The sequence below is a fragment of the Streptomyces sp. NRRL B-1140 genome (assembly GCF_001280065.1).
Lineage (GTDB): Bacteria > Actinomycetota > Actinomycetes > Streptomycetales > Streptomycetaceae > Streptomyces.
On sequence record NZ_LGEA01000103.1, the window covers coordinates 26,534 to 47,907 of the forward strand.

Genomic DNA, 21,374 nt, shown 5'->3' on the forward strand with positions numbered 1-21,374 from the left:
CCATGACCTCGAACGCTTCCCCACCTCCCCCCGGCGGCCCGGCCGGCCGCCGGCGTGCGCTGGGAAGGGGGCCGGGGGCTCCGCCGGCTGAGCCGCGAGAGGCCGATCCGCAGGAGGCCGGACCCTCGGCTCTGCCGGTCGAGCGGGCGGGCACCGAGGCGGCGGAGGCCCCCGGGCCCTCGACGGATGGCCGCGGGACAGCTCCGCCGGTCGAGCAGCGGGCGGAGACGGTTCCTTACGGAACGCCGTCCGCGAGCGCGGCGCTCGCGCACGCGGGGTCGACCGTCCCTGAGGCCGAGCCGGGCCGCTCGCCCCACAACGCGGGGCCCGCGGCTTCGTCGGCCGGATCCCTGAAAGCCACGGCCCCCGGGCCGGAGGAAACAGCCGGGGCCATGGCACCGCCTGCGAATGCGACCGTGCCCGAGGGGCCTTCCGCGCCCGCCCCGGACCTCCCGCCCCCGGCCGGTGAGACCGAGGCGGCGGCGGACGACGGCGTCTTCAAGGTCCGGCTCGCCAACTTCGAGGGGCCCTTCGATCTGCTGCTGCAGTTGATCTCACGGCACAAGCTGGACGTCACCGAGGTCGCGCTGTCGAAGGTGACCGACGAGTTCATGGCGTACATCCGGGCGATGGGGCCGGACTGGGACCTGGACGAGACGACGGAGTTCCTGGTCGTCGCCGCCACCCTGCTCGACCTGAAGGCCGCGCGGTTGCTGCCCGCCGCCGAGGTGGAGGACGAGGGCGATCTCGCCCTGCTCGAAGCACGGGACCTGCTGTTCGCCCGGCTGCTGCAGTACCGCGCGTACAAGCAGGTCGCCGACATCTTCAGCGGGCGGCTCGACGACGAGGCCCGGCGCTACCCGCGGACCGTCGGACTCGAGGCGCACCACGCCGAGCTGCTGCCCGACGTCGTCATCAGCATCGGGGCGGAAGGATTCGCCAAGCTCGCCGTCAAGGCGATGCAGCCCAAGCCGAAACCGCAGGTCTACGTCGACCACATCCACGCCCCGCTGGTCAGCGTGCAGGAGCAGGCGCAGATCGTCGTGGCCCGGCTCAGAGAGCTCGGCGAGGCCGGCTTCCGCGACCTCGTGGCGGACACCGACGACACCCTGACCGTCGTGGCGAGGTTCCTCGCCCTGCTGGAGCTGTACCGGGAGAAGGCCGTGGCGCTGGAGCAGGAGACCGCGCTCGGCCACCTGCTGGTCCGCTGGACCGGCGGCGACGGGGACGAGACACCGGCCGTCACCGACGAGTTCGACCGGCCACCCGAGCCGCTGAAGGAGGAGGAGAAGGCGTGAGCGAGCGAACGACCGACCTGCCGGCCGGACCGCGTACCGTCGCCGACCTTGATCTGAAGCCCGCGCTGGAGGCCGTCCTGATGGTCGTGGACGAGCCCGCGACCGAGGAGCACCTCGCGAAGATACTGGAGCGGCCGAGGCGCCGGATCGCGGACGCCCTGCGTGAGCTGGCCGACGAGTACACCGTCCAGGGCCGCGGTTTCGAGCTGCGGTACGTCGCCAACGGCTGGCGCTTCTACACCCGGGCCGCCTTCGCTCCGGCCGTGGAGCGCTTCGTCCTGGACGGCCAGCAGGCCCGCCTCACCCAGGCCGCCCTGGAGACCCTGGCCGTCGTCGCCTACCGCCAGCCGGTCAGCCGCAGCAGGGTCTCGGCGGTACGCGGAGTCAACTGCGACGGCGTCATGCGTACCCTCCTGCAGCGCGGACTGATAGAGGAGGCGGGCACGGAACCCGAAACAGGTGCGATCCTGTACAGGACGACGAACTACTTCCTGGAGCGGATGGGCCTGCGCGGTCTGGACGAGCTCCCGGAGCTCGCGCCCTTCCTCCCGGAGGCGGAGGCGATCGAGGCCGAGACCCAGGAGGGCGTACCGTCGTTCGACCCGGACGCGCCTGACGACGACGTGCCGGGCAGCCGCCCGGCCACCCCGGGTACCGACGACGAAGACGACCAGACGGAACTTTGATGCGAAGCAGCGGCAGCGGCAAGAGCGGCGGGCGCGGTAACCACCGCGGCGCCGGCAACAACAGGGACCAGAAGCAGGGGCAGGGCCGCCCCGGCAAGCCCCGCCCCGAGGAGCGCCGCTACGACGTGGGCCCCGGGGCGACGAAGGACGGCCCCAAGTCCGGGCGCGGCGGCTCCGCCCGGGGCGGCGCGAAGGGCGGCCCCAAGCAGCCCCAGCGGCAGGGGCGGACAGCCCCGGCGCGCCCGCGCGAGTACGAGGCGCAGGTCGAGGAGCGCAACCGCGACCGGTATGCCGGGAAGAAGGAGGTCAAGCTTCCGAAGACCTTCCCCGGTGCCGAGCAGGAGGGCGAGCGGCTGCAGAAGGTCCTCGCCCGGGCGGGCTTCGGCTCCCGCCGTGCCTGTGAGGAGCTGATCGAACAGGCCCGGGTCGAGATCAACGGCGAGATCGTCCTGGAGCAGGGGCGGCGCGTCGACCCCGAGAAGGACGAGATCAAGGTCGACGGCCTGACCGTCGCCACGCAGCGCTACCAGTTCTTCTCGCTGAACAAGCCCGCCGGGGTCGTGTCGACGATGGAGGACCCGGAGGGCCGGCAGTGCCTCGGTGACTACGTCACCAACCGCGAGACCCGGCTCTTCCACGTCGGCCGGCTCGACACCGAGACCGAGGGCGTCATCCTGCTCACCAACCACGGCGAGCTGGCCCACCGGCTGACGCACCCGAAGTACGGCGTGAAGAAGACCTACCTCGCGCACATCGTCGGCCCCATCCCGCGGGACCTGGGCAAGCAGCTCAAGGACGGCATCCAGCTCGAGGACGGCTACGCCCGCGCGGACCACTTCCGGGTCGTCCAGCAGACCGGCAAGAACTACCTCGTCGAGGTCACGCTCCACGAGGGCCGCAAGCACATCGTGCGCCGGATGCTGGCGGAGGCCGGGTTCCCGGTCGACAAGCTGGTCCGGGTCGCCTTCGGGCCGATCGCCCTCGGTGACCAGAAGTCGGGCTGGCTGCGGCGGCTGTCCAACACGGAGGTCGGGATGCTGATGCAGGAGGTCGACCTCTAGGCCTTGTGAACCACCGGCACCCCCTTTTATAGTCAACGCGACTATAAAAGGGGGTGCCGGTGCATGGACGGTTACGACAAGTACGCCCACGAACCCTTCGCGGTGACCGTCGACCTCGCGGTGTTCACCCTCCGGGAGGGCGCACTGCACGTGCTGCTCGTCGAGCGCGGGCAGGAGCCGTACGCCGGACGCTGGGCCCTGCCCGGCGGGTTCGTGCAGCCGGACGAGTCCGCGGAGACGGCCGCCCGGCGTGAACTCGCCGAGGAGACCGGCCTGTCCGACGTCTCCGGGCTGCATCTGGAACAAGTGCGGACCTACAGCGAGCCCGGCCGCGACCCCCGGATGCGGGTCGTGTCGGTCGCCTTCGCCGCACTGCTGCCCGACGCCCCCGAGGCACACGGCGGCAGCGACGCCGCGCAGGCCCGCTGGGTGCCGTACGGGACGGCCGGGCCGCTCGCCTTCGACCACGACCGCATCCTGGCCGACGCCCACGACCGCGTCGGCGCCAAATTCGAGTACACCTGCCTCGCCACCGCCTTCTGCCCGCCCGAGTTCACCCTCGGCGAGCTCCAGCAGGTCTACGAGACCGTGTGGGGCAACGAGCTCGACCGGCCCAACTTCCGGCGCAAGGTGCTCGCCACCCCCGGCTTCGTCGAAGCCGTCCCCGGCGCGGCCCGGCTGACCGGCGGCCGCGGCAAACCCGCCGCGCTGTACCGCGCCGGAACCGCCACCACCCTCCATCCACCCCTCCTCCGGCCCGCCCGGGAAGGACACCCCGCATGACAACGCTCGTCCACAAGCAGGCCGCCACCGGAGCGCTCACGGGTCTCGCGCTCGGGGATGCGCTGGGCTTTCCGACCGAGTTCAACGACGTTCCCTCGATCCTCGCCAAGTGCGGGCCCTGGCGGCGGATGAGCCTTCCGGCGCCGGCGATCGTCACCGACGACACGCAGATGACGCTGGCGCTCGGGCGGGGGATACGGGCGGCGATGGACCGGGGCGTACTCGGGCCCCAGGGGATGGCCGAGGCGGTGCGACAGGAGTTCATCGCCTGGAACCGCTCTCCGGAGAACAACCGCGCCCCCGGCAACACCTGTCTGCGGGCCTGCGCGCTGCTGGAGCGCACGGACCGCCCCTGGCAGGACGCCAGTCAGATCGAATCCAAGGGCTGCGGCGCCAACATGCGCGTCGCGCCCCTGGGTCTGGTCCCCGGCCTCAGTGACGAACAGCGTGCGGGCGCCGCCCAGTTGCAGTCCGCCCTCACCCACGGGCATCCCACCGCCCTCGCCGCGTCCGACCTCACCGCACGCGCGGTACGCCTGCTCGCGCAGGGCGCCGAGCCGACCGGGCTGATCGGCCTGCTCCGCTCGTACGCCCTGGAGAACCGCAGTCACTACCACGAGCGCTGGCTCGGTGACCTGTGGCGGCGTGCCGGGGACCCGAGCCCCGAGCGGTTCATCGCCCGCGGCTGGGACGAATGCCTGGAGGCCCTCGAGCGGCTCCGGCACGCCGTGCGCACCGTCTCGCCGGAGACCGACCCGTGTCTGGCCACCGGCGAGGGCTGGATCGCCGAGGAGGCCCTGGCGACCGGGCTGTTGTGCTTCCTGCTCTTCGTCGACGAGCCGGTGACGGCCCTGCGCCGCGGCGCCTGCACCGCCGGCGACTCGGACTCGATCGCCTGCCTCGCCGGCGCCTTCGCGGGCGCGCACCTGGGCGCGGAGGCCTGGCCCGCCGAGTGGGCCGACCGCGTGGAGTACCGGACCGACCTGCTCACCCTCGGGGCGCTCTGGGACGCGTGACGGCCCGGTGCCGGGCGCAGGCCCTCAGGCCAGACGGATGGAGTTCCCCTCCACGGTGATCTGCTCGGCGGGCAGCGGCCGGGTCGCCGGGCCGTGCGCCACCGCGCCGTCGGCGATCTTGAACTTGCTGCCGTGGCAGGGGCAGTCGATCGTGCCGTCGGAGACGGACCCCACCGTGCAGCGCTGGTGGGTGCAGATCGCCGAGAAGGCCTTGAACCGACCTTGCTCCGGCTGGGTCACCACGACCTTCTCGTCCGCGAAGATCTTTCCGCCGCCGACTGGGATCTCGTCGACGTTGGCCAGGACCTGCCCGGCGGGGCCGCCCGTCGTCTCCTGGCCGGTGGGGGAGCCCGTCGACGAGGAACCGCTGTCGTCGCCGCCCCCGCCGCAGGCCGCGACGAGTGCCGCCGCACCCGTGGCGCCGGTCGCGAGGAGAACCGTGCGGCGCGTGGTCTCGTAGGTCATGTCGTCACTCCGAACGTGCCAAAGGGTGTGAACAGGGACATTCATCATCCGGTCACCGAACTTACCCAAAGGTGCCGTTCCTGGCGTCTCGCCGGGCGGGCGCCGCGCACCCGGGTCGCGCGGGCTGACTAGGCTGGTCGGACGTAGAGCGACACCCACGTCAGCAAGGAGCATCGCCGTGGCGGTACGAGCGGTCCGGGGCGCGGTCCAACTGGAACGGGACGAGGCCGGGCACATGGACGAGCAGGTCGGAGCCCTGCTCACGGAGATCCTGGAGCGCAACGAGCTCGCCGCCGACGACCTGATCAGCATCTGGTTCACGGCCACGCCCGACCTGCACAGCGACTTCCCGGCCGCTGCCGCCCGCAAGCTGGGCATCGTCGACGTGCCGCTGATCTGCGCGCAGGAACTGGACATCGAGGGCGCCATGCCCCGGGTCGTCCGCGTCCTCGCGCACATCGAGTCCGACCGGCCCCGGTCCGCCATCGCCCACGTCTACCTCGGCGCCGCCGCCGCCCTGCGCAAGGACATCGCCCAGTGAGGACCGCACTCGTCGTCGGCACCGGCCTCATCGGCACCTCCGCCGCCCTGGCCCTGTCCCAGCGGGGCGTCACCGTGCACCTCGCCGACCCGGACCCCGAGCAGGCCCGTACGGCGGCCGCGCTCGGCGCCGGCACGGACGAGGCGCCGGACGGGCCCGTCGACCTCGTGATCGTCGCCGCCCCGCCCGCACAGGTGGCCGACGTCCTCGCCGACGCCCTGCGCCGTGGTGCGGGACGCGGTTACCTCGACGTCGCCAGCGTCAAGGGCGGACCGCGCCGCGAGCTGGAGGCGCGCGGTCTCGACCTGTCCGCGTACATCGGCTCCCACCCCATGTCGGGCCGGGAGAAGTCCGGCCCGCTGGCCGCGACCGGCGACCTCTTCGAGGGCCGCCCCTGGGTGCTCACCCCGACCCGGGACACCGACACCGAGGTGCTGAACCTCGCGCTGGAGCTGGTCTCGCACTGCCGCGCCGTGCCGGTGGTGATGGACGCCGACGCCCACGACCGTGCCGTCGCCCTCGTCTCGCACATGCCTCACCTGGTCTCCAGCCTGGTCGCCGCGCGCCTGGAGCACGCCGAGGAGGCCGCCGTACGGCTGTGCGGGCAGGGCATCCGGGATGTGACGAGGATCGCCGCCTCCGAACCCCGGATGTGGATCGACATCCTCTCCGCCAACCCCGCGCCGGTCGCCGACCTGCTCACCGACGTCGCCGCGGATCTGGAGGACACCGTGCGCGCCCTGCGTGCCCTGCAGTCCTCCGACGACCACAAACGCCGCGAGGGCGCCGACAGGGTCGAGGACCTGCTGCGGCGGGGCAACGCCGGCCAGGTCCGCGTCCCCGGCAAGCACGGGTCCGCGCCGCGCGCCTACGAGGTCGTGGCCGTGCTCATCGACGACCAGCCGGGGCAGCTGGCCCGGATCTTCGCCGACGCGGGCCTGGCCGGCGTCAACATCGAGGACGTGCGCATCGAGCACGCGACGGGGCAGCAGGCGGGTCTGGTGCAGCTCATGGTGGAGCCGAAGGCGGCCCCGGTGCTCAGTGCCGCGCTGCGGGAACGGGGCTGGGCGCTGCGGCAGTAGGGGGTGCGGTCGGTGGCGGTTCCGGGGGCTGCCGCCCCCGGGCCCCCGCTTCGGCCTCAACGGCCTCGTCCTCAAACGCCGGACGGGCTGACTGCGGCCGAGCGTCGTCGGCGGTCCCGCGCAGCCGCCCCGGACGCGCGGCCGGACGAGTGACGCGCACCCAGTAACCTTGTGCGGGGCACTCGCGCCCTCACCCCCGCCGAGCCCGGTTCAGGAAGGTCCCCACTGTGGAAAGCGCCACGCCAGTGATTGTCGCCATCGACGGCCCCGCCGGCACCGGCAAGTCGAGCACCTCGAAGGCCGTGGCGGCCCAGCTGGGGCTGAGCTACCTGGACACCGGCGCCCAGTACCGGGCGATCACCTGGTGGATGGTGAGCAACGGCATCGACATAGACGACCCGTCCGCCATCGCCGCCGTGGCGGGCAAGCCCGAGATCGTCTCCGGCACCGACCCGGAGGGGCCCGCCATCACGGTCGACGGGGTGGACGTGGCCGGCCCGATCCGCACCCAGGAGGTCTCCTCCAAGGTCAGCGCGGTCAGCGCGGTGCCCGAGGTGCGCGCCCGGATCACCGAGCTGCAGCGCTCGATCGCCGCCGCCGCGGAGAGGGGCATCGTCGTCGAGGGCCGGGACATCGGCACGACCGTGCTGCCCGACGCCGACCTCAAGATCTTCCTCACCGCCTCCCCGGAGGCCCGCGCCGCCCGCCGCAGCGGTGAGCTGAAGGGCTCCGACGTCCACTCCACCCGCGAGGCGCTCATCAAGCGGGACGCCGCCGACTCCAGCCGCAAGACCTCCCCGCTCGCCAAGGCGGACGACGCCGTCGAGGTGGACACCACCGAGCTCACGCTGGCCCAGGTCATCGAGTGCGTCGTCACCCTCGTCGAGGAGAAGCGGGCCGGAAAGTGACCGAGCTTCCTTCGGCGCGGGGTGCCGAGGTCGGGCGGCGCATCGGCGTCGGCCTGATGTACGGGCTGTGGAAGCCGCGCGTGCTCGGCGCCTGGCGGGTGCCGGCGAGCGGCCCCGTGATCCTCGCGGTCAACCACTCCCACAACATCGACGGCCCCATGGTCATGGGCGTGGCGCCCCGGCCGACGCACTTCCTGATCAAGAAGGAAGCCTTCATCGGTCCGCTGGATCCCTTCCTGCTGGGCATCGGGCAGGTCAAGGTCGACCGCGACACCACCGACCGCACGGCCATCACCCGGGCGCTGGGCGTCCTGGACAGCGGTGGCGTGCTCGGCATCTTCCCGGAGGGCACCCGGGGCGAGGGCGACTTCGCCTCGCTGCGCGCCGGCCTGGCGTACTTCGCGGTGCGCAGCGGCGCCCCGATCGTGCCGGTGGCCGTGCTGGGAAGTTCCGAGCGGCGGGGACGGTTGATAAAGGGGCTGCCCCCGCTGCGCTCCCGCGTCGACGTCGTCTTCGGCGAGCCCTTCGAGGCGGGCGACGGCAGCGGCCGCCGGACGCGCAAGGCGCTGGACGAGGCGACCGGGCGCATCCAGAAGCAGCTCGCCGCCCACCTGGAAAACGCCAGGCACCTCACCAGGCGCTAGGCGACACTGAGTAGTGGATCAGCCCGGAACCCCCGGGTGCTCCACCGACCACCACGAATGAACGACGAGGTACGGACTTCATGAACGACCACATCCAGCCCGACGGCTCGGACGCGTCCGAGGGCGCCCACGAGCACGACCACGGGGCGCTCGGCGACGCCGAGTTCGCGGAGTTCATGGAGCTCGCCGCGGAGGAGGGCTTCGACCTCGAGGACGTCGAGGGCGCCATCGAGGAGGCGGGTCACGGCCCGCTCCCCGTGCTCGCCGTCGTCGGCCGCCCCAATGTCGGCAAGTCGACTCTGGTGAACCGCATCATCGGGCGCCGTGAGGCGGTCGTCGAGGACAAGCCCGGCGTCACCCGCGACCGTGTGACCTACGAGGCCGAATGGGCGGGCCGCCGCTTCAAGGTCGTCGACACCGGCGGCTGGGAGCAGGACGTCCTCGGCATCGACGCCTCCGTGGCCGCCCAGGCCGAGTACGCCATCGAGGCCGCCGACGCGGTCGTCTTCGTCGTCGACGCCAAGGTCGGCGCCACCGACACCGACGAGGCCGTCGTCCGGCTGCTGCGCAAGGCCGGCAAGCCGGTCGTACTGTGCGCCAACAAGGTGGACGGCCCGAGCGGCGAGGCCGACGCGTCCTACCTGTGGTCGCTGGGCCTGGGGGAGCCGCACCCGGTCTCCGCCCTGCACGGCCGGGGCACCGGCGACATGCTCGACCAGGTCCTGGAGGTGCTCCCCGACGCGCCGCGCCAGACCTTCGGCGGGGTCGGCATCGGCGGCCCGCGGCGCGTCGCCCTGATCGGCCGCCCGAACGTCGGCAAGTCCTCCCTGCTGAACAAGGTGGCGGGCGAGGAGCGCGTCGTCGTCAACGAGCTGGCGGGCACCACCCGCGACCCGGTCGACGAGCTGATCGAACTCGGCGGCGTCACCTGGAAGTTCGTCGACACGGCGGGCATCCGCAAGCGTGTCCACCTCCAGCAGGGCGCCGACTACTACGCCTCGCTGCGCACCGCCGCCGCCGTCGAGAAGGCGGAGGTCGCGGTCATCCTGATCGACGGCTCCGAGTCCATCTCGGTGCAGGACCAGCGGATCGTCACCATGGCCGTGGAGGCGGGCCGTGCGATCGTCCTCGCGTACAACAAGTGGGACACCCTCGACGAGGAGCGCCGCTACTACCTGGAGCGGGAGATCGAGACCGAGCTCGGCCAGGTGGCGTGGGCGCCGCGGGTCAATGTCTCGGCGCGCACCGGCCGGCACATGGAGAAGCTGGTCCCGGCGATCGAGACCGCCCTGGCGGGCTGGGAGACCCGGGTCCCGACGGGACGGCTGAACGCCTTCCTCGGTGAGCTGGTAGCGGCCCACCCGCACCCGGTCCGGGGCGGCAAGCAGCCGCGCATCCTGTTCGGCACGCAGGCGGGCACCAAGCCGCCGCGGTTCGTCCTGTTCGCCTCGGGCTTCATCGAGGCGGGCTACCGGCGCTTCATCGAGCGCCGCCTGCGCGAGGAGTTCGGCTTCGACGGGACGCCGATCCACATCTCCGTGCGGGTGCGCGAGAAGCGCGGCAAGAAGAAGTAGCGCGAAGCACCGGAAAGGGCGGCCCCGAACGGGGCCGCCCTTTCTGTCCGGTGCGCGCTCAGCCGCCGCCGCGCCGTCCCGGCGGCAGCGCGGCCGGGACGTAGTGCATCCCCGTGCCGTACGTGCCCGTGCCGTACGCGCCCGTGCCGTATGAGCCGGCGGTGCCGACACGCTGCCACTGCGACTGCTGCCCGGCGGCATGGCGGGCGCTCTGGGCACCCGCGCTGTAGGCACTGTACGAGCTGCCGTACGTCCCTCCGTACGAGCCCGAACCGTGCGGGGTGTTCCCGAAGGCGGTGAAGCCCAGCTTCTCCTCGCCGCTGCGGTCGCCCGGCAGTGCGCGGAAGGACTTGACGTACTCGGCGTAGAGCGCGTCGTAGATCGGCGTGGCCGATGGGCCGCCCTGGGAGTCCTGGGCCGATCGCGCGGACGGGATCGGCGTGAAGGACTGGCGGCGGGGAACGTCGTATGCGTGCACGTATGTCCAAACGACCCCGCGGGTCGGGGGATGCGGTCCGGGTGCTTCTTTCGCAGGTGGACGGCGTGGACGGGTGACGTTCGGCTCAGGTGCCGGCCAGCGGCAGCGTCGAGGCGACCAGTTTTCCGTTCGCCGCGGCCTTGTCCAGCGCGTCCCGCATCAGGTCCTCGCGCGGCTGGCGGCCGATGGAGCCGGCCGGCGCGGCGAACATCAGCACCTGCTGGTGCTTGTTGGCGGCCGCGCGCCACCCCTCGGTCACCTGGAGCGGCTGGTGCGCCTGCCACCAGGCCACCGGCTGGCCGCCCGCCGGGCCGGGCTGGAGCACCGCGTGCAGCCGGCCCACGGCGAGCAGCACCGACCAGCCGTGCAGCACCGGCGGTACGGCGGACAGCTCCGTCAGCGGCATGAATCCCTGTTCGATGAGCAGCGGCAGGAATTCGTCGCCGCCGCCGGTCGAGCCGGGCCGGGCGATGGCGCCGGTCGGCTCGACCACCAGGGCCGGGTGCAGCTCCCCGCCGATCAGGACGAGCCCGCTGGTCACGCCGAGCACCGCCTGCTCGGGCGCCAGCTCGGCGGGCTCTGGGGCGACCGTGTCGCCGGTGATGGACTTCACGGCGCCCTGCAGCTGTTCCTCGGTGACCTGCACGACCTGCGAGGGCAGGCACCCGGCGTGGGCGAAGGCGAGGACGGCGGTCTCGTCGCCGATGAACAGGACGGTGCTGGTGCGCTCCTGCGCGGAGTCGCCCGGAGTGCGGCAGGACGTGCAGTCGTAACTGCCCGGGGCGGTCTCTCCGGCGAGCAGGCGGTCGGCTTCTTCGTCGCCGATCTCGGCGCGTACCTCGTCGCTGACGTCGAGCATGCGCGGCACGGGTGGCTCCCTCGGGGATGCGGTGCGTGGCAAAGCCGGGTGGCTCCCGGCCCGTGGTCCGGGTCGGTCCCGGCTCATGCAGAAGACAACGGGCGATCTGTGGCGGTAGTCACGCCCCAGAGCGAACGGAATCGAACCATCCAGCGCATGGAGTCACGCCTCGCGCGGAATCGTGCACTCACCGTCAACCAGCCGCTACACAAAGGGTGTTGGGTGGGTGAAGTGGGTCACAGATCGGCAGGGTGGGTGGTCGACAAATCCGGAAATCCGCGAATGAAGTGGGTGTCCGGAAATTGCCGTTACCCGAGGTATCGGTGAACTGGCCTGCCCGGACGGGCGACTGGTTGATGCCGGCCGCCCGCCTCCATAGATTCCTCCGCCGTGTGCAACGAGCACCGCTCGGGTACGTCCACCGGCCGCCGGGTTCCCAGGAACCGGGCACGGCACCGCTCCGGTGGGCGGGGCGAGCGCGACCCCCGCGCCCCATGGCGCGGGAGTGGCGCTCCGCCTTGGGGGATCCCGGGTGTTTCGAAAGGGACCTACATGTCCGAATGTGCCGATACCACTCGCTCCACCGCCCGGAAGCACCAGGTTCGAACGACGGCGGTCCTCGCCGGGGCGGCCCTGCTCGCGCCCCTCGGACTGCTGGCCGCGACCGGAAACGCCGCGGCGGCCGACAGCGGAGTGTGGGACCGCATCGCCCAGTGCGAGAGCGGCGGCGACTGGCACATCAACACCGGCAACGGCTACTACGGCGGACTCCAGTTCGCCCCCTCCACCTGGAACGCCTACGGCGGCACGGCCTACGCGCCCACCGCCGACCGGGCGAGCAGGTCCCAGCAGATCGCCGTCGCCACCAAGGTCCAGCGCGCTCAGGGGTGGGGCGCCTGGCCCGTCTGCTCGGCACGCGCCGGGGCGAGCGGCGGCGCACCCGCCGCCGACCCGGTGACCTCCACCACGTCCTCGGCGGCGAAGCCGTCGAAGGCACCCGCGCGCCCCGCGGAACACGCGGACCGCGGCTCCGACCGCGGTGACTACACCGTCCGCCACGGCGACACACTGAGCGGTGTCGCCGCCCGGCACGGGACCACCTGGCAGCGCCTCTACGCCGCCAACAAGGCCGCCATCGGGGCGGACCCCGACGTGATCGTGCCCGGCCTGCGCCTCAGGTTCTGAGCCGGCGCTCCCCCTCGCCGGGACACGGGCCCCGTCCGGTCGACCGACCGGACGGGGTTCAGGGCGTGATGCCATCCGCCCGGCCGCCCGCACGGCGCCGGGCGCGCGGGCGGACGTCCCGGATCAGCCCGCGAGTTCACCCGCCTCACCGGCGAACACGACCGCCCCGCGCCGCAGTTCGTAGACGACGGCGGGCCGGCCCCGCAGGCCGGGCGGCATCCGCTGCTCGGCGATCACCACACAGGCGTCGAGCGCGCTCAGCAGCTCGTACGTCCGGGCCGCGACCGAGGGCGACATGCCCTGGGCGGGCTCGTCGGCGAGCACCACGCGCGCCCGTGCGAGCAGTGCCCGGGAGAGGGCGAGCATGCGCTGCTCCCCGCCGGACAGGGTGCCCGCGCGCCGCTCCAGCAAAGGGCGCAGCTGCGGGTAGGAGTCGAGGGCCAGGGTGTGGTCGCGCGCGGCGAGTGCGAGGTTCTCGCGCACCGTGAGCGAGCCGAACACGGCCCGCCGTTCCGGCACGAGGCACATCCCGCGCCGGGCGCGTTCGTGGGCCGGGACGCGGGTCACGTCCGTGCCGTCCCACACCACCGCGCCGCCCGACAGGGGCAGCGTGCCGGCCAGGGCGTTCAAGGCGGTGGTGCGGCCGGAGCCGTTGCGGCCCAGCAGCACGGTGAGGCCCGGGCCGGGGGCGGCGAGCGTGATGCCGTGCAGGGCCTCCAAAGGGCCGTAACGCACGCGAGCGCGGCGCAGGGAGAGCGTCGTCATCGTCCGGCCCCCGGATCCAGGGCGTCCAGGACGTGCCCGGGCGGACCGGAGGCGACGACGCGGCCCGCGGTCATCACCTGTACGACATCCGCGAGACCGGCCACCAGGTCCAGATCGTGCTCGACGACGAGGAGGGCCGTGCCGTCGGCGGCCAGGGCTTTCAGGACGCGGGCCAAGGCGGCCACTTCGGCGGTGTCCAGACCGGCGGCGGGTTCGTCCAGCAGGAGGACGCGGGGGCTGCCCGCGAGGGCCCGGGCCAGCTCGACGCGGCGCAGCGTGCCGGTGGGCAGCGAGGCGGCGGGCCGTGCGCGTACGGGCCCGTCGAGCCCGAGCAGCCTGAGGGTGCGTTCCACCGCGCCCGGGTCGGCCACCCGGCCCTGCTCCGCCCCCACCCGGACGTTCTCGGCCACGGTCAGCGAGGGGAAGACGGCCAGCTGCTGGAAGGTCCGCGCCACACCGAGCCGGGAGCGGGTGTGGGCGGGCAGCGCGGTGATGTCCCGTCCGCCGAGCCGCACGGTCCCGCGCCCGGGCCGCAGCGTCCCGGCCAGACAGTGGAACAGGGTGCTCTTCCCGGCCCCGTTGGGCCCCACGACGCCGGTGATCCGTCCGGGGGAGAGGCTCAGGTCCACCCCGTCGAGGGCGGTGAAGCCGCCATAGCGGACGTGGAGGTCCCGGGCGGTGAGGAGGGGCGCGGTGGCGGGGGAAACGGCCATCGGGCGACGTCCCGAACGTGGTTCGCGGTCTCGGGCCTCCCGCCGACCGGCCGGTCCCGCCTCGCCGTGTCCCCCGCCCGTTCCCGCCTGCTCCCCGCCGCGTGCTCCGCCTGTCGCCCCGGCCGTTCCCGCTTGCTCCCCGCCGTGCGCCACACCCGTCGCCCCCGCCGGCACCGGTGCCCTCACCGCCGCGCGCGGCTGCGCCGGCTGCAGCAGTGCGCGGGCCCGCAGGCCCCTCTCCGTCAGCGCCGGGGTACGGCGCGGCCGCAGACGGTCCGCCGTCGCGCGCAAGGCCTCGTACGGACCGCCAGGGAAGCGGCCCACCAGGATCGCCAGGATGCCGACGAGGGCGGCCGCGACCCCGCCGCGCGTGCCCGCGTCGAGCCCGACCAGGAGGGCCGCGGCGGCGAGGGCGCCGAGCGTGCTGTCGGCGCCCAGCACCACCACGGCCGCGAACCACAGCAGGCCCCGCACCGGGTCGTAGGCGCCCGCGTCGAAGGCACGCAGCCCCATGCCGAGCATGGCGCCGCCCAGCGCGGCCAGAGCGGCACCCGCGACGAACGCCAGCAGCTTCAGGGACGGCACCCGGACGCCCGCCGCCTGCGCGCCCCGCTCGTGATCCCGCATGGCGGCGAGGGCCCGGCCCGTCCGCCCCCGGCGCAGCGCGCGCGTCGCCAGCAGCGCGGCCGCCAGCAGGAGCAGCTCCAGGACGTAGTACGCCCGGTCCCCGTCGAAGCCCGCCGGACGGCCGAGCGCGAGGCCCGCCGTGGCGTACGGCTGGGCGAAGACGAAACGGCTCACCCCCACACCGACCGCGAACGTCGCCAGCGCCAGGGCCAGGCCCCGGCGGCCGATCGCCGGCCAGCCCGTCAGCAGCCCGAGCGGCGCCACCAGCACGACCGCCACCGCGAGGGCCGCCAGTTCCGGCAGGCGGGGCAGGCCCGGGAAGCGGCCCGACGCCAGCAGTGCCGTGAAAAGGGCGCCCAGACCCGCGTACGCGGCCTGCCCCAGGCAGATCTGGCCGCCCCGTCCGGTGACCACCACCAGCGACAGCAGGATCACGGCCAGCGCCGGGACCTGGACCGAGGTGTGCAGGTCCCGGCCCGCGAGACCCAGCGGCAGCAGGAACAGCACCAGCACCACGATCCAGACGCCCGGCGCGGCCGGCACGCGCACCGTGGCCGCGCGCGGCAGCACGTCCCGCTCCCCGACGCCCGGCAGCACCAGCGCCGCGACCAGCAGCGCGACGACGAACAGGTTCGTTCCCACCGCCTGGAGCAGCGGCTCGGCCCAGCCCGGCGGATGCAGCCGCGTCAGGTGGCTCTGCGCCACCCCGATGCCCAGCGCCACCACCACCGCGACCGTCAGGCTCCGCATCCGTGCCGCCACCGCGACCGCGACGACCTCCATCACGAGCAGCGACAGACCGTAGGGGTCGAGCCGTACGTACGGCGCCAGCAGCACACCCGTCAGCCCGGCCGTGAACGCACCGAACGCCCAGCCGGTGGCCGCGACCCGGTCCGCGTCGATGCCGCCCAGTACCGCGAGCCGCCGGTCGTCCACCACGGCTCGCAGCTCCCGTCCGAACCGCGTCCGGCGGACCACCACCGCGACGCCGGCGGCCAGCACCAGCACCACCGCGAGCTGCCCCCACGGCTCGTCCGGCACCAGCACCGGGGCGTCGTCCCGCGCTCCCTGCCCCCACACCAGCGCCGCCCCGCCCACCAGCAGGACGAACACCCCGATGGACGCCACCAGCGTCTGCGCGGGATCACCGCCCAGGACCGCCAGAGGCCGGAAGACGAACCGTTCCAGGACCACCCCCACCCCCGGCGCCAGCACCAGCAGCGTCACCGCCGCCCCGAGCCACAGGGGCCAGCCCCACTCGACTACGCACTGCCGCAAGCCGTACGCGCACACCATGGCGATCGCGCCGTGCGCGAAGTTCAGCACGCCCGTCGCGCGGTACGTCACGACCAGGCCGATCCCGGTGAGCGCCGCCGCGCTGCCGACCGAGAGCCCGGCGAGCGTGAGGTCGTACGTCAGCGAGGACATCAGTCGGTTTCTTCGGCCGGTTCGCAGATCGGGCAGGCGTCCAGCTCACCGCCGGCCACCAGCTTGGAATCCACCGGCACCGCCTCCGCCTTGCCGGCGACCAGCGGGCAGTCGGCGCGGTGCCACAGGGTGCCGCCCGGCACCATCAGCAGATCGCCGCTGACCGCGAGGGGCGCGAGCACCGCCCGGCCGGTCTCCTCCGTCCCGGCCGGTTCGGCCGCCACCAGCAGGCCGTACAGCTCCTCCACGCGCGAGGCGGCGACCGAACCCCTGCCCTGGGCCAGCAGTACCGCCCCGGCGATGATCAGCGCGGCCCCGGGGATCGTGCAGGAGGCCAGGTAGGGCAACTGCCGTTCGGCGTAACGCTCGCCGGAGACCCCGTACCAGCCCACGGCGCACAGCACCGCGCCGGCGGCCAGGGCGGCCCAGCCCGCCCACAGGACGGGATGCACGGTCCGCAGTCGGCTGGTCCGCATCGCTGGCTCCCACACGTCGGATTCGGCTGTGCGTGCGTCGGGCTGCCTGTTCGAGTCCGCCGATCGCTTGCACTATGCCCTGTGGAAGCTGACCCTGAAAGCACCGGGCGCACATGGCCCGGACCGACACCCGGTGGTGAGCCAGATGGTTCTCGGCAGCGACCTCAGGCGGGGGAACGCGACGGGGGGTCCACGCACCGCGGGACGGGGCACGGCGATCGCGGCCGCCCTAATCCTGGTCCTCGCCCCGGCCCTCGCGGCGTGCAGCGACGACTACGGCGGTGGCGGCGCGAGCACGCCCCCCACACCGACCGCGGAGCGCACCACGAGCGCCCCGGCCAGCGCACCGGCGGACCGGGCCGCGGCGGAGACGGAGATCAAGCAGAACTGGCAGAAGTTCTTCGACCCGAACACCCTGCCCGAGGACAAGCTGGCCGTCCTGGAGAACGGCGAGCGGATGGCACCCGTCCTCAAGGCCTTCAGCGGTGACGCCCGGGGCGGGCAGGTCGAGGCGAAGGTCACCAAGGTCCGGTTCACGTCGCCGACCGGCGCGGACGTGACGTACACGCTCACCCTCAAGGGCGCCACCGTCCTGCCGAATGCCTCCGGTACGGCCGTCGAACAGGACGGCACCTGGAAGGTGTCCGTCAAGACGCTGTGCTCGCTGGTGCAGATGAGCGGTAATGCGTCGCCGGTCCCGGGTTGCTGAGATCCTCGCCGCGGTCCTGTTGCTCTCCCTGAGCGCGGCCTGCGGCAGCCGGCTTCCGGAGAGCGACTTCCGGCACGACGACCGCACCCCGCCGCCCCCTGCGTCCGCGCCCCTGCGGGTCGGCATCATCACCAGCGCCACCAGCCCGGTCGGCGGAAGCGCCTTCACCGGCCCGCGCGACGGCGCCCAGGCCTTCTTCGACCGGCTCAACGCCCGCGGCGGCATCGACGGGCGCCGGGTCGAGGTACGCCGCTGCGACGACGGCGGCAGCGGCGTCGGCAACAACGAGTGCGTGCACCGGCTCGTCGAGGAGGACGACGTCGTCGCCCTGGTCGCCACCACCGCCCTCGACTACGCGGGCGCCTCCCGCGTCTCCCGCGCGCGCGTGCCCGACATCGGCGGCCAGCCCATCGGCGCCGCCTACGACACCTACCCTCACCTCTACGGCATCTACGGCAGCCTCGCGCCCCGCGACGGCACCCCCGGCTGGGACGGCAAGCTGTACGGCGGCACCGAGGTCTACCGCTACTTCAAGCGCGAGCACGGGGCCCGCACCGCCGCCGTCGTCTCCTACAACCAGTCCGCCTCGGCCGCCTACGCCCGGCTCGTCGAGCGGGGCCTGCGCGCCGAGGGCTACCAGGTCGTCACCGAGCAGGTCGACTTCGCCCTGCCCAACTTCCGCGCCGTCGCCGCCGATCTCAAGGAGCAGGGCGCCGACCTGGTGTTCGACGCCATCGACGCGCACGGCAACGCGCAGCTCTGCCGGGCCATGGACGAGGCCGGCGCCGACCTCACCGCCAAGGTGACCAACGTGCAGAACTGGACGTCCACCGTCGCCGACGACTACAAGGACGCCCCGCGCTGCCGCAACGCCCTCTGGGCGACCGGCGCCAGCCGCAACTTCGACGACACCGGCGACCCGGCCGTACGGGAGTTCCGCGAGGCGACGAAGGGGCTGGAGACGCACTCCCAGTGGCAGCTCGAGGGATGGGCGGCCGCACGGTGGTTCACGGACGCGGCGAAGTCCTGCGCGGCGAGGGGCATCACGCGCGCGTGCGTCGACTCGTTCATGAACCGCAGCCAGGGCTACACCGCTGGAGGCCTGCTGCTCCCCGTCCGGTTCGCACACCTCCCCGAGCCGCCGCGGACGAACAGGACCTGCCTGTCGGTGGCCCGCTGGCAGGACGGCAGGGGCTGGGTGGGCCAGGGGGACATGAACCGCACCTGCTTCACCGTCCCCCAACTGGCCTACACCCCTTGAGGACAGCGGCTGTCCGCAAGTCCTGGCAGACTCGTCCCATGTTGGAGACCTCGGCCCGTCTGCTGCGTCTGCTGTCCCTGCTCCAGGCCCACCGCGAGTGGTCCGGCGCCGACCTGGCCGGCCGGCTCGGCGTCAGCGCCCGCACCCTGCGCCGGGACGTCGACCGGTTGCGCGAACTCGGCTACCCGGTCAACGCCAGCCCCGGAACCGGCGGCGGCTACCAGCTGGGCGCCGGGGCCGAACTGCCGCCGCTGCTCCTGGACGACGACGAGGCCGTCGCCGTCGCGGTCGGCCTGCGCACCGCCGCCGGACAGGGGATCGACGGCATCGGCGAGACCTCGGTGCGCGCTCTCGCCAAGCTGGAACAGGTGCTGCCGAACCGGCTGCGCCGCCGTGTGGGAGCCCTGAACGCCGTCACCGTGCCGATGCTGCGCAGCACGCTGCCCTCCTCCGTCGACCCGGCCGTGCTCACCGAACTCGCCCATCTGTGCCGGGACGCCGAACGGCTGCGCTTCGAGTACCGCGGCCACGACGGCACCCCCTCTCGCCGCACCGTCGAACCGCACCGGCTGGTGTGCACCGAACGCCGCTGGTACCTGGTCGCCTGGGATCTCGGCCGGGACGACTGGCGCACGTTCCGCGTGGACCGTGTCACACCCAAGCCCCCGCACGGCCCGCGCTTCACCCCCCGCAAGCCGCCCGCCGAGGACCTCGCCGCCTACGTCTCCCAGGGCGTCTCCACGCGCGCGTACGCCACTCACGCCGTCGTGCGGCTCCTGGTGCCGCTGGAGGAGGCCGCCGAGCACATCTCGCCCTCGGCCGGGGTGCTGGAGGCCGAAGGGCCGGACAGCTGCCTGCTGCGCTGCGGCGCCGGGAGCCTCGACGTGATGGTCATCCACGTGATGATGCTGGGCTTCGAGTTCGAGGTGCTGGAGCCGGTCGAGCTGATCGAGGCGATCAGGAGGACCCGGGACCGGCTTGATGGCGCTCTGGCTCGGGCTGCGACGTCACCGCCGCGTACTCCGGATGGTGCAGGTCGAACGCCGGGGACTCGGAACGGATCCGGGGCAGCGTCGTGAAGTTGTGCCGCGGCGGCGGACACGAGGTCGCCCACTCCAGCGAGCGGCCGAAGCCCCACGGGTCGTCGGTCTCGACCTTCTCGCCGTACTTGGCGGTCTTCCACACGTTGTAGAGGAACGGCAGCGTCGACATGCCGAGCAGGAACGCCCCGATCGTCGACACCGTGTTGAGCGCCGTGAACCCGTCCGCCGCGAGGTAGTCCGCGTACCGGCGGGGCATGCCCTCGGCGCCCAGCCAGTGCTGCACCAGGAACGTGGTGTGGAAGCCGACGAACAGCGTCCAGAACTGGATCTTGCCGAGCCGTTCGTCGAGCATCTTCCCGGTGAACTTCGGCCACCAGAAGTAGAAGCCGGCGAAGATCGCGAAGACGACCGTGCCGAAGACGACGTAGTGGAAGTGCGCGACCACGAAGTACGAGTCCGTCACGTGGAAGTCCATCGGCGGCGACGCCAGGATCACCCCGGTCAGCCCGCCGAACAGGAACGTCACCAGGAAGCCCGTCGCCCACAGCATCGGCGTCTCGAAGGACAGCGAGCCCTTCAGCATGGTGCCGGCCCAGTTGAAGAACTTCACACCGGTCGGCACCGCGATCAGGAAGCTCATGAAGGAGAAGAACGGCAGCAGCACCGCACCCGTGGCGAACATGTGGTGCGCCCACACGATCATCGACAGACCGGTGATCGCCATCGTCGCGCCGACCAGCGTCAGATAGCCGAACAGCGGTTTGCGGCTGAACACCGGGATGATCTCCGTGATGATGCCGAAGAACGGCAGCGCGATGATGTACACCTCGGGATGACCGAAGAACCAGAACAGGTGCTGCCACAGGATCGCCCCGCCGTTGGCCGCGTCGAAGACCTGCGCACCGAACCGCCGGTCCGCCTCCAGCACCAGCAGCGCCGCCGCCAGCACCGGGAACGCCATCAGGATCAGGATCGACGTGAACAGGGTGTTCCACACGAAGATCGGCATCCGGAACATCGTCATGCCCGGGGCGCGCATCCCGATGATCGTGGTGATGAAGTTGACCGCGCCGAGGATCGTGCCGAAGCCCGACAGGGCCAGCCCCATGATCCACAGATCGGGGCCGAGACCCGGCGAACGCTCCGCGCTGTTCAGCGGGGCGTAGGCGAACCAGCCGAAGTCGGCCGGTCCGGAGGGCACGAGCAGCGAGCCGAGCACGATCAGTCCGCCGAAAAGGAACAGCCAGTACGAGAACATGTTCAGCCGCGGGAAGGCGACGTCGGGCGCGCCGATCTGCAACGGCATCAGCTCGTTGGCGAAGCCCGCGAAGCTCGGCGTCGCGAACAGCAGCAGCATGATCGTGCCGTGCATCGTGAACGCCTGGTTGAACTGCGCGTTGTCGATGATCTGCAGGCCCGGCCGGGCGAGCTCGGCGCGCATCAGCAGCGCCATCACCCCGGCGATCAGGAAGAACACGAACGACGTGACCAGGTAGAGATGGCCGATCTTCTTGTGGTCCGTCGTGGTCAGCCAGTCGACCACCACCCGCCCGTGCCGTGTGCGCGGCTCGGACGGCGTCACCGCCGGTACGGTCTGCGTCCCCATCGCTCGCTCGCCCCTTCGCTCATCGCGCACCGGGCCCGCCGTAGCCCGCGCCTCACGTACCCGCGAGCTCACGCCATGATGCTCACGGCACCGCGAGGTCCGACAGGGGGTGAACCGGCCTCCGGGTGCAGAAGCCATGCATTTCCTGTACCGCGCCGACTTCAAC

The 21,374-nt window shown here is 72.8% G+C and carries 20 protein-coding genes and 1 pseudogene; 14 read left to right on the forward strand and 7 right to left on the reverse strand.

The genetic code is table 11. The features are described 5' to 3' along the window. Positions 1 to 2 precede the first annotated feature (2 nt). The 5 genes from ADK65_RS23245 to ADK65_RS23265 all read left to right on the forward strand — a co-directional run bounded on the left by ADK65_RS23245 (position 3) and on the right by ADK65_RS23265 (position 4,844). Positions 3 to 1,298, forward strand: a complete 1,296-nt coding sequence (locus ADK65_RS23245; RefSeq protein ID WP_078956101.1) for a segregation/condensation protein A — start codon at positions 3 to 5, stop codon at positions 1,296 to 1,298. Then, on the forward strand, positions 1,295 to 1,984 hold the full coding sequence (gene scpB, locus ADK65_RS23250) for an SMC-Scp complex subunit ScpB (RefSeq protein WP_053672302.1): 690 nt from the start codon (positions 1,295 to 1,297) through the stop codon (positions 1,982 to 1,984). The genes ADK65_RS23245 and scpB overlap by 4 nt, the downstream gene beginning before the upstream one ends. Then, positions 1,984 to 3,045 (forward strand): pseudouridine synthase, encoded by a 1,062-nt coding sequence (locus ADK65_RS23255; RefSeq protein WP_053672303.1) that lies wholly within the window; start codon positions 1,984 to 1,986, stop codon positions 3,043 to 3,045. Before scpB ends, ADK65_RS23255 begins: the two co-directional genes overlap by 1 nt. Before the next feature lie 63 nt (positions 3,046 to 3,108). Further along, on the forward strand, positions 3,109 to 3,828 hold the full coding sequence (locus tag ADK65_RS23260) for an NUDIX hydrolase (protein ID WP_053672304.1): 720 nt from the start codon (positions 3,109 to 3,111) through the stop codon (positions 3,826 to 3,828). Further along, complete coding sequence (locus ADK65_RS23265) at positions 3,825 to 4,844, forward strand: ADP-ribosylglycohydrolase family protein (RefSeq protein WP_053672305.1); 1,020 nt, start codon at positions 3,825 to 3,827, stop codon at positions 4,842 to 4,844. Before ADK65_RS23260 ends, ADK65_RS23265 begins: the two co-directional genes overlap by 4 nt. Before the next feature lie 24 nt (positions 4,845 to 4,868). Here ADK65_RS23265 and ADK65_RS23270 read toward each other — a convergent pair whose 3' ends face one another. Next, positions 4,869 to 5,309 carry a Rieske (2Fe-2S) protein gene (locus tag ADK65_RS23270; protein ID WP_053672306.1) on the reverse strand — a complete coding sequence of 147 codons (441 nt, stop codon included), beginning with the start codon at positions 5,307 to 5,309 and terminating at the stop codon, positions 4,869 to 4,871. A gap of 178 nt (positions 5,310 to 5,487) precedes the next feature. Here ADK65_RS23270 and aroH point away from each other — a divergent pair, with 178 nt between their 5' ends. The 5 genes from aroH (at position 5,488) to der (ending at position 10,058) form a co-directional block, all read left to right on the forward strand. After that, positions 5,488 to 5,850: a chorismate mutase gene (aroH, locus tag ADK65_RS23275; protein ID WP_053672307.1), complete on the forward strand. Its 363-nt coding sequence runs from the start codon at positions 5,488 to 5,490 to the stop codon at positions 5,848 to 5,850. Next, positions 5,847 to 6,932 (forward strand): prephenate dehydrogenase, encoded by a 1,086-nt coding sequence (locus tag ADK65_RS23280; RefSeq protein WP_053672308.1) that lies wholly within the window; start codon positions 5,847 to 5,849, stop codon positions 6,930 to 6,932. Before aroH ends, ADK65_RS23280 begins: the two co-directional genes overlap by 4 nt. Positions 6,933 to 7,159: 227 nt before the next feature. Beyond that, positions 7,160 to 7,840, forward strand: coding sequence for a (d)CMP kinase (gene cmk, locus ADK65_RS23285; RefSeq protein WP_053672309.1), 681 nt, complete (start codon positions 7,160 to 7,162; stop codon positions 7,838 to 7,840). Further along, positions 7,837 to 8,484, forward strand: a complete 648-nt coding sequence (locus ADK65_RS23290; RefSeq protein WP_053672310.1) for a lysophospholipid acyltransferase family protein — start codon at positions 7,837 to 7,839, stop codon at positions 8,482 to 8,484. Before cmk ends, ADK65_RS23290 begins: the two co-directional genes overlap by 4 nt. Before the next feature lie 80 nt (positions 8,485 to 8,564). After that, positions 8,565 to 10,058, forward strand: a complete 1,494-nt coding sequence (gene der, locus ADK65_RS23295) for a ribosome biogenesis GTPase Der (RefSeq protein WP_053672311.1) — start codon at positions 8,565 to 8,567, stop codon at positions 10,056 to 10,058. A 58-nt stretch (positions 10,059 to 10,116) separates the two neighbouring features. On the opposite strand, the gene ADK65_RS23300 is transcribed toward der, so the two are convergent. Then, positions 10,117 to 10,536, reverse strand: coding sequence for a hypothetical protein (locus ADK65_RS23300; RefSeq protein WP_053672312.1), 420 nt, complete (start codon positions 10,534 to 10,536; stop codon positions 10,117 to 10,119). An 85-nt stretch (positions 10,537 to 10,621) separates the two neighbouring features. Next, complete coding sequence (locus ADK65_RS23305) at positions 10,622 to 11,404, reverse strand: hypothetical protein (RefSeq protein WP_053672313.1); 783 nt, start codon at positions 11,402 to 11,404, stop codon at positions 10,622 to 10,624. Positions 11,405 to 11,947: 543 nt separating this feature from the next. Between ADK65_RS23305 and ADK65_RS23310 the strand changes: the two genes are divergently transcribed. Next, complete coding sequence (locus ADK65_RS23310) at positions 11,948 to 12,580, forward strand: transglycosylase family protein (protein ID WP_053672314.1); 633 nt, start codon at positions 11,948 to 11,950, stop codon at positions 12,578 to 12,580. A gap of 123 nt (positions 12,581 to 12,703) precedes the next feature. Here ADK65_RS23310 and ADK65_RS23315 read toward each other — a convergent pair whose 3' ends face one another. From ADK65_RS23315 to ADK65_RS23325, 3 genes are read right to left on the reverse strand one after another with little or no spacing between them, the layout of a single operon-like run. Beyond that, positions 12,704 to 13,345 carry an ABC transporter ATP-binding protein gene (locus ADK65_RS23315; protein ID WP_053672315.1) on the reverse strand — a complete coding sequence of 214 codons (642 nt, stop codon included), beginning with the start codon at positions 13,343 to 13,345 and terminating at the stop codon, positions 12,704 to 12,706. Next, positions 13,342 to 16,113, reverse strand: a complete 2,772-nt coding sequence (locus ADK65_RS23320; RefSeq protein WP_053672316.1) for an ABC transporter permease subunit — start codon at positions 16,111 to 16,113, stop codon at positions 13,342 to 13,344. Before ADK65_RS23320 ends, ADK65_RS23315 begins: the two co-directional genes overlap by 4 nt. Then, positions 16,113 to 16,589: a hypothetical protein gene (locus ADK65_RS23325; RefSeq protein ID WP_053672317.1), complete on the reverse strand. Its 477-nt coding sequence runs from the start codon at positions 16,587 to 16,589 to the stop codon at positions 16,113 to 16,115. Before ADK65_RS23325 ends, ADK65_RS23320 begins: the two co-directional genes overlap by 1 nt. Positions 16,590 to 16,734: 145 nt before the next feature. On the opposite strand from ADK65_RS23325, the gene ADK65_RS23330 reads away from it, so the two are divergent. From ADK65_RS23330 to ADK65_RS37360, 3 genes are read left to right on the forward strand one after another with little or no spacing between them, the layout of a single operon-like run. Beyond that, a complete protein-coding gene (locus tag ADK65_RS23330; protein WP_053672364.1) occupies positions 16,735 to 17,298 on the forward strand; it encodes a hypothetical protein in 564 nt (187 codons plus the stop codon). Further along, positions 17,273 to 18,559 carry an ABC transporter substrate-binding protein gene (locus tag ADK65_RS23335; RefSeq protein WP_053672318.1) on the forward strand — a complete coding sequence of 429 codons (1,287 nt, stop codon included), beginning with the start codon at positions 17,273 to 17,275 and terminating at the stop codon, positions 18,557 to 18,559. The genes ADK65_RS23330 and ADK65_RS23335 overlap by 26 nt, the downstream gene beginning before the upstream one ends. Positions 18,560 to 18,597: 38 nt before the next feature. After that, on the forward strand, positions 18,598 to 19,638 hold the full coding sequence (locus tag ADK65_RS37360) for a helix-turn-helix transcriptional regulator (protein ID WP_107092362.1): 1,041 nt from the start codon (positions 18,598 to 18,600) through the stop codon (positions 19,636 to 19,638). Here the strand turns inward: ADK65_RS37360 and ctaD are convergent. Beyond that, positions 19,532 to 21,208: pseudogene (gene ctaD, locus ADK65_RS23340) on the reverse strand (cytochrome c oxidase subunit I); the annotation flags it as partial. The gene ADK65_RS37360 and the pseudogene ctaD overlap by 107 nt on opposite strands. Between the last annotated feature and the right edge of the window lie 166 nt (positions 21,209 to 21,374).

Excerpts from the sequence above, each read along its gene's own strand:
- ADK65_RS23245 (WP_078956101.1), top strand. The coding sequence starts at position 3 with ATGACCTCGAACGCTTCCCCACCTCCCCCCGGCGGCCCGGCCGGCCGC.
- ADK65_RS23255 (WP_053672303.1), top strand. The coding sequence starts at position 1,984 with ATGCGAAGCAGCGGCAGCGGCAAGAGCGGCGGGCGCGGTAACCACCGC.
- ADK65_RS23260 (WP_053672304.1), top strand. The coding sequence starts at position 3,109 with ATGGACGGTTACGACAAGTACGCCCACGAACCCTTCGCGGTGACCGTC.
- ADK65_RS23265 (WP_053672305.1), top strand. The coding sequence starts at position 3,825 with ATGACAACGCTCGTCCACAAGCAGGCCGCCACCGGAGCGCTCACGGGT.
- ADK65_RS23270 (WP_053672306.1), bottom strand. The coding sequence starts at position 5,309 with ATGACCTACGAGACCACGCGCCGCACGGTTCTCCTCGCGACCGGCGCC.
- der (WP_053672311.1), top strand. The coding sequence starts at position 8,565 with ATGAACGACCACATCCAGCCCGACGGCTCGGACGCGTCCGAGGGCGCC.
- ADK65_RS23310 (WP_053672314.1), top strand. The coding sequence starts at position 11,948 with ATGTCCGAATGTGCCGATACCACTCGCTCCACCGCCCGGAAGCACCAG.
- ADK65_RS23315 (WP_053672315.1), bottom strand. The coding sequence starts at position 13,345 with ATGACGACGCTCTCCCTGCGCCGCGCTCGCGTGCGTTACGGCCCTTTG.
- ADK65_RS23320 (WP_053672316.1), bottom strand. The coding sequence starts at position 16,113 with ATGTCCTCGCTGACGTACGACCTCACGCTCGCCGGGCTCTCGGTCGGC.
- ADK65_RS23325 (WP_053672317.1), bottom strand. The coding sequence starts at position 16,589 with ATGCGGACCAGCCGACTGCGGACCGTGCATCCCGTCCTGTGGGCGGGC.
- ADK65_RS23330 (WP_053672364.1), top strand. The coding sequence starts at position 16,735 with ATGGTTCTCGGCAGCGACCTCAGGCGGGGGAACGCGACGGGGGGTCCA.
- ADK65_RS23335 (WP_053672318.1), top strand. The coding sequence starts at position 17,273 with ATGCGTCGCCGGTCCCGGGTTGCTGAGATCCTCGCCGCGGTCCTGTTG.
- ADK65_RS37360 (WP_107092362.1), top strand. The coding sequence starts at position 18,598 with ATGTTGGAGACCTCGGCCCGTCTGCTGCGTCTGCTGTCCCTGCTCCAG.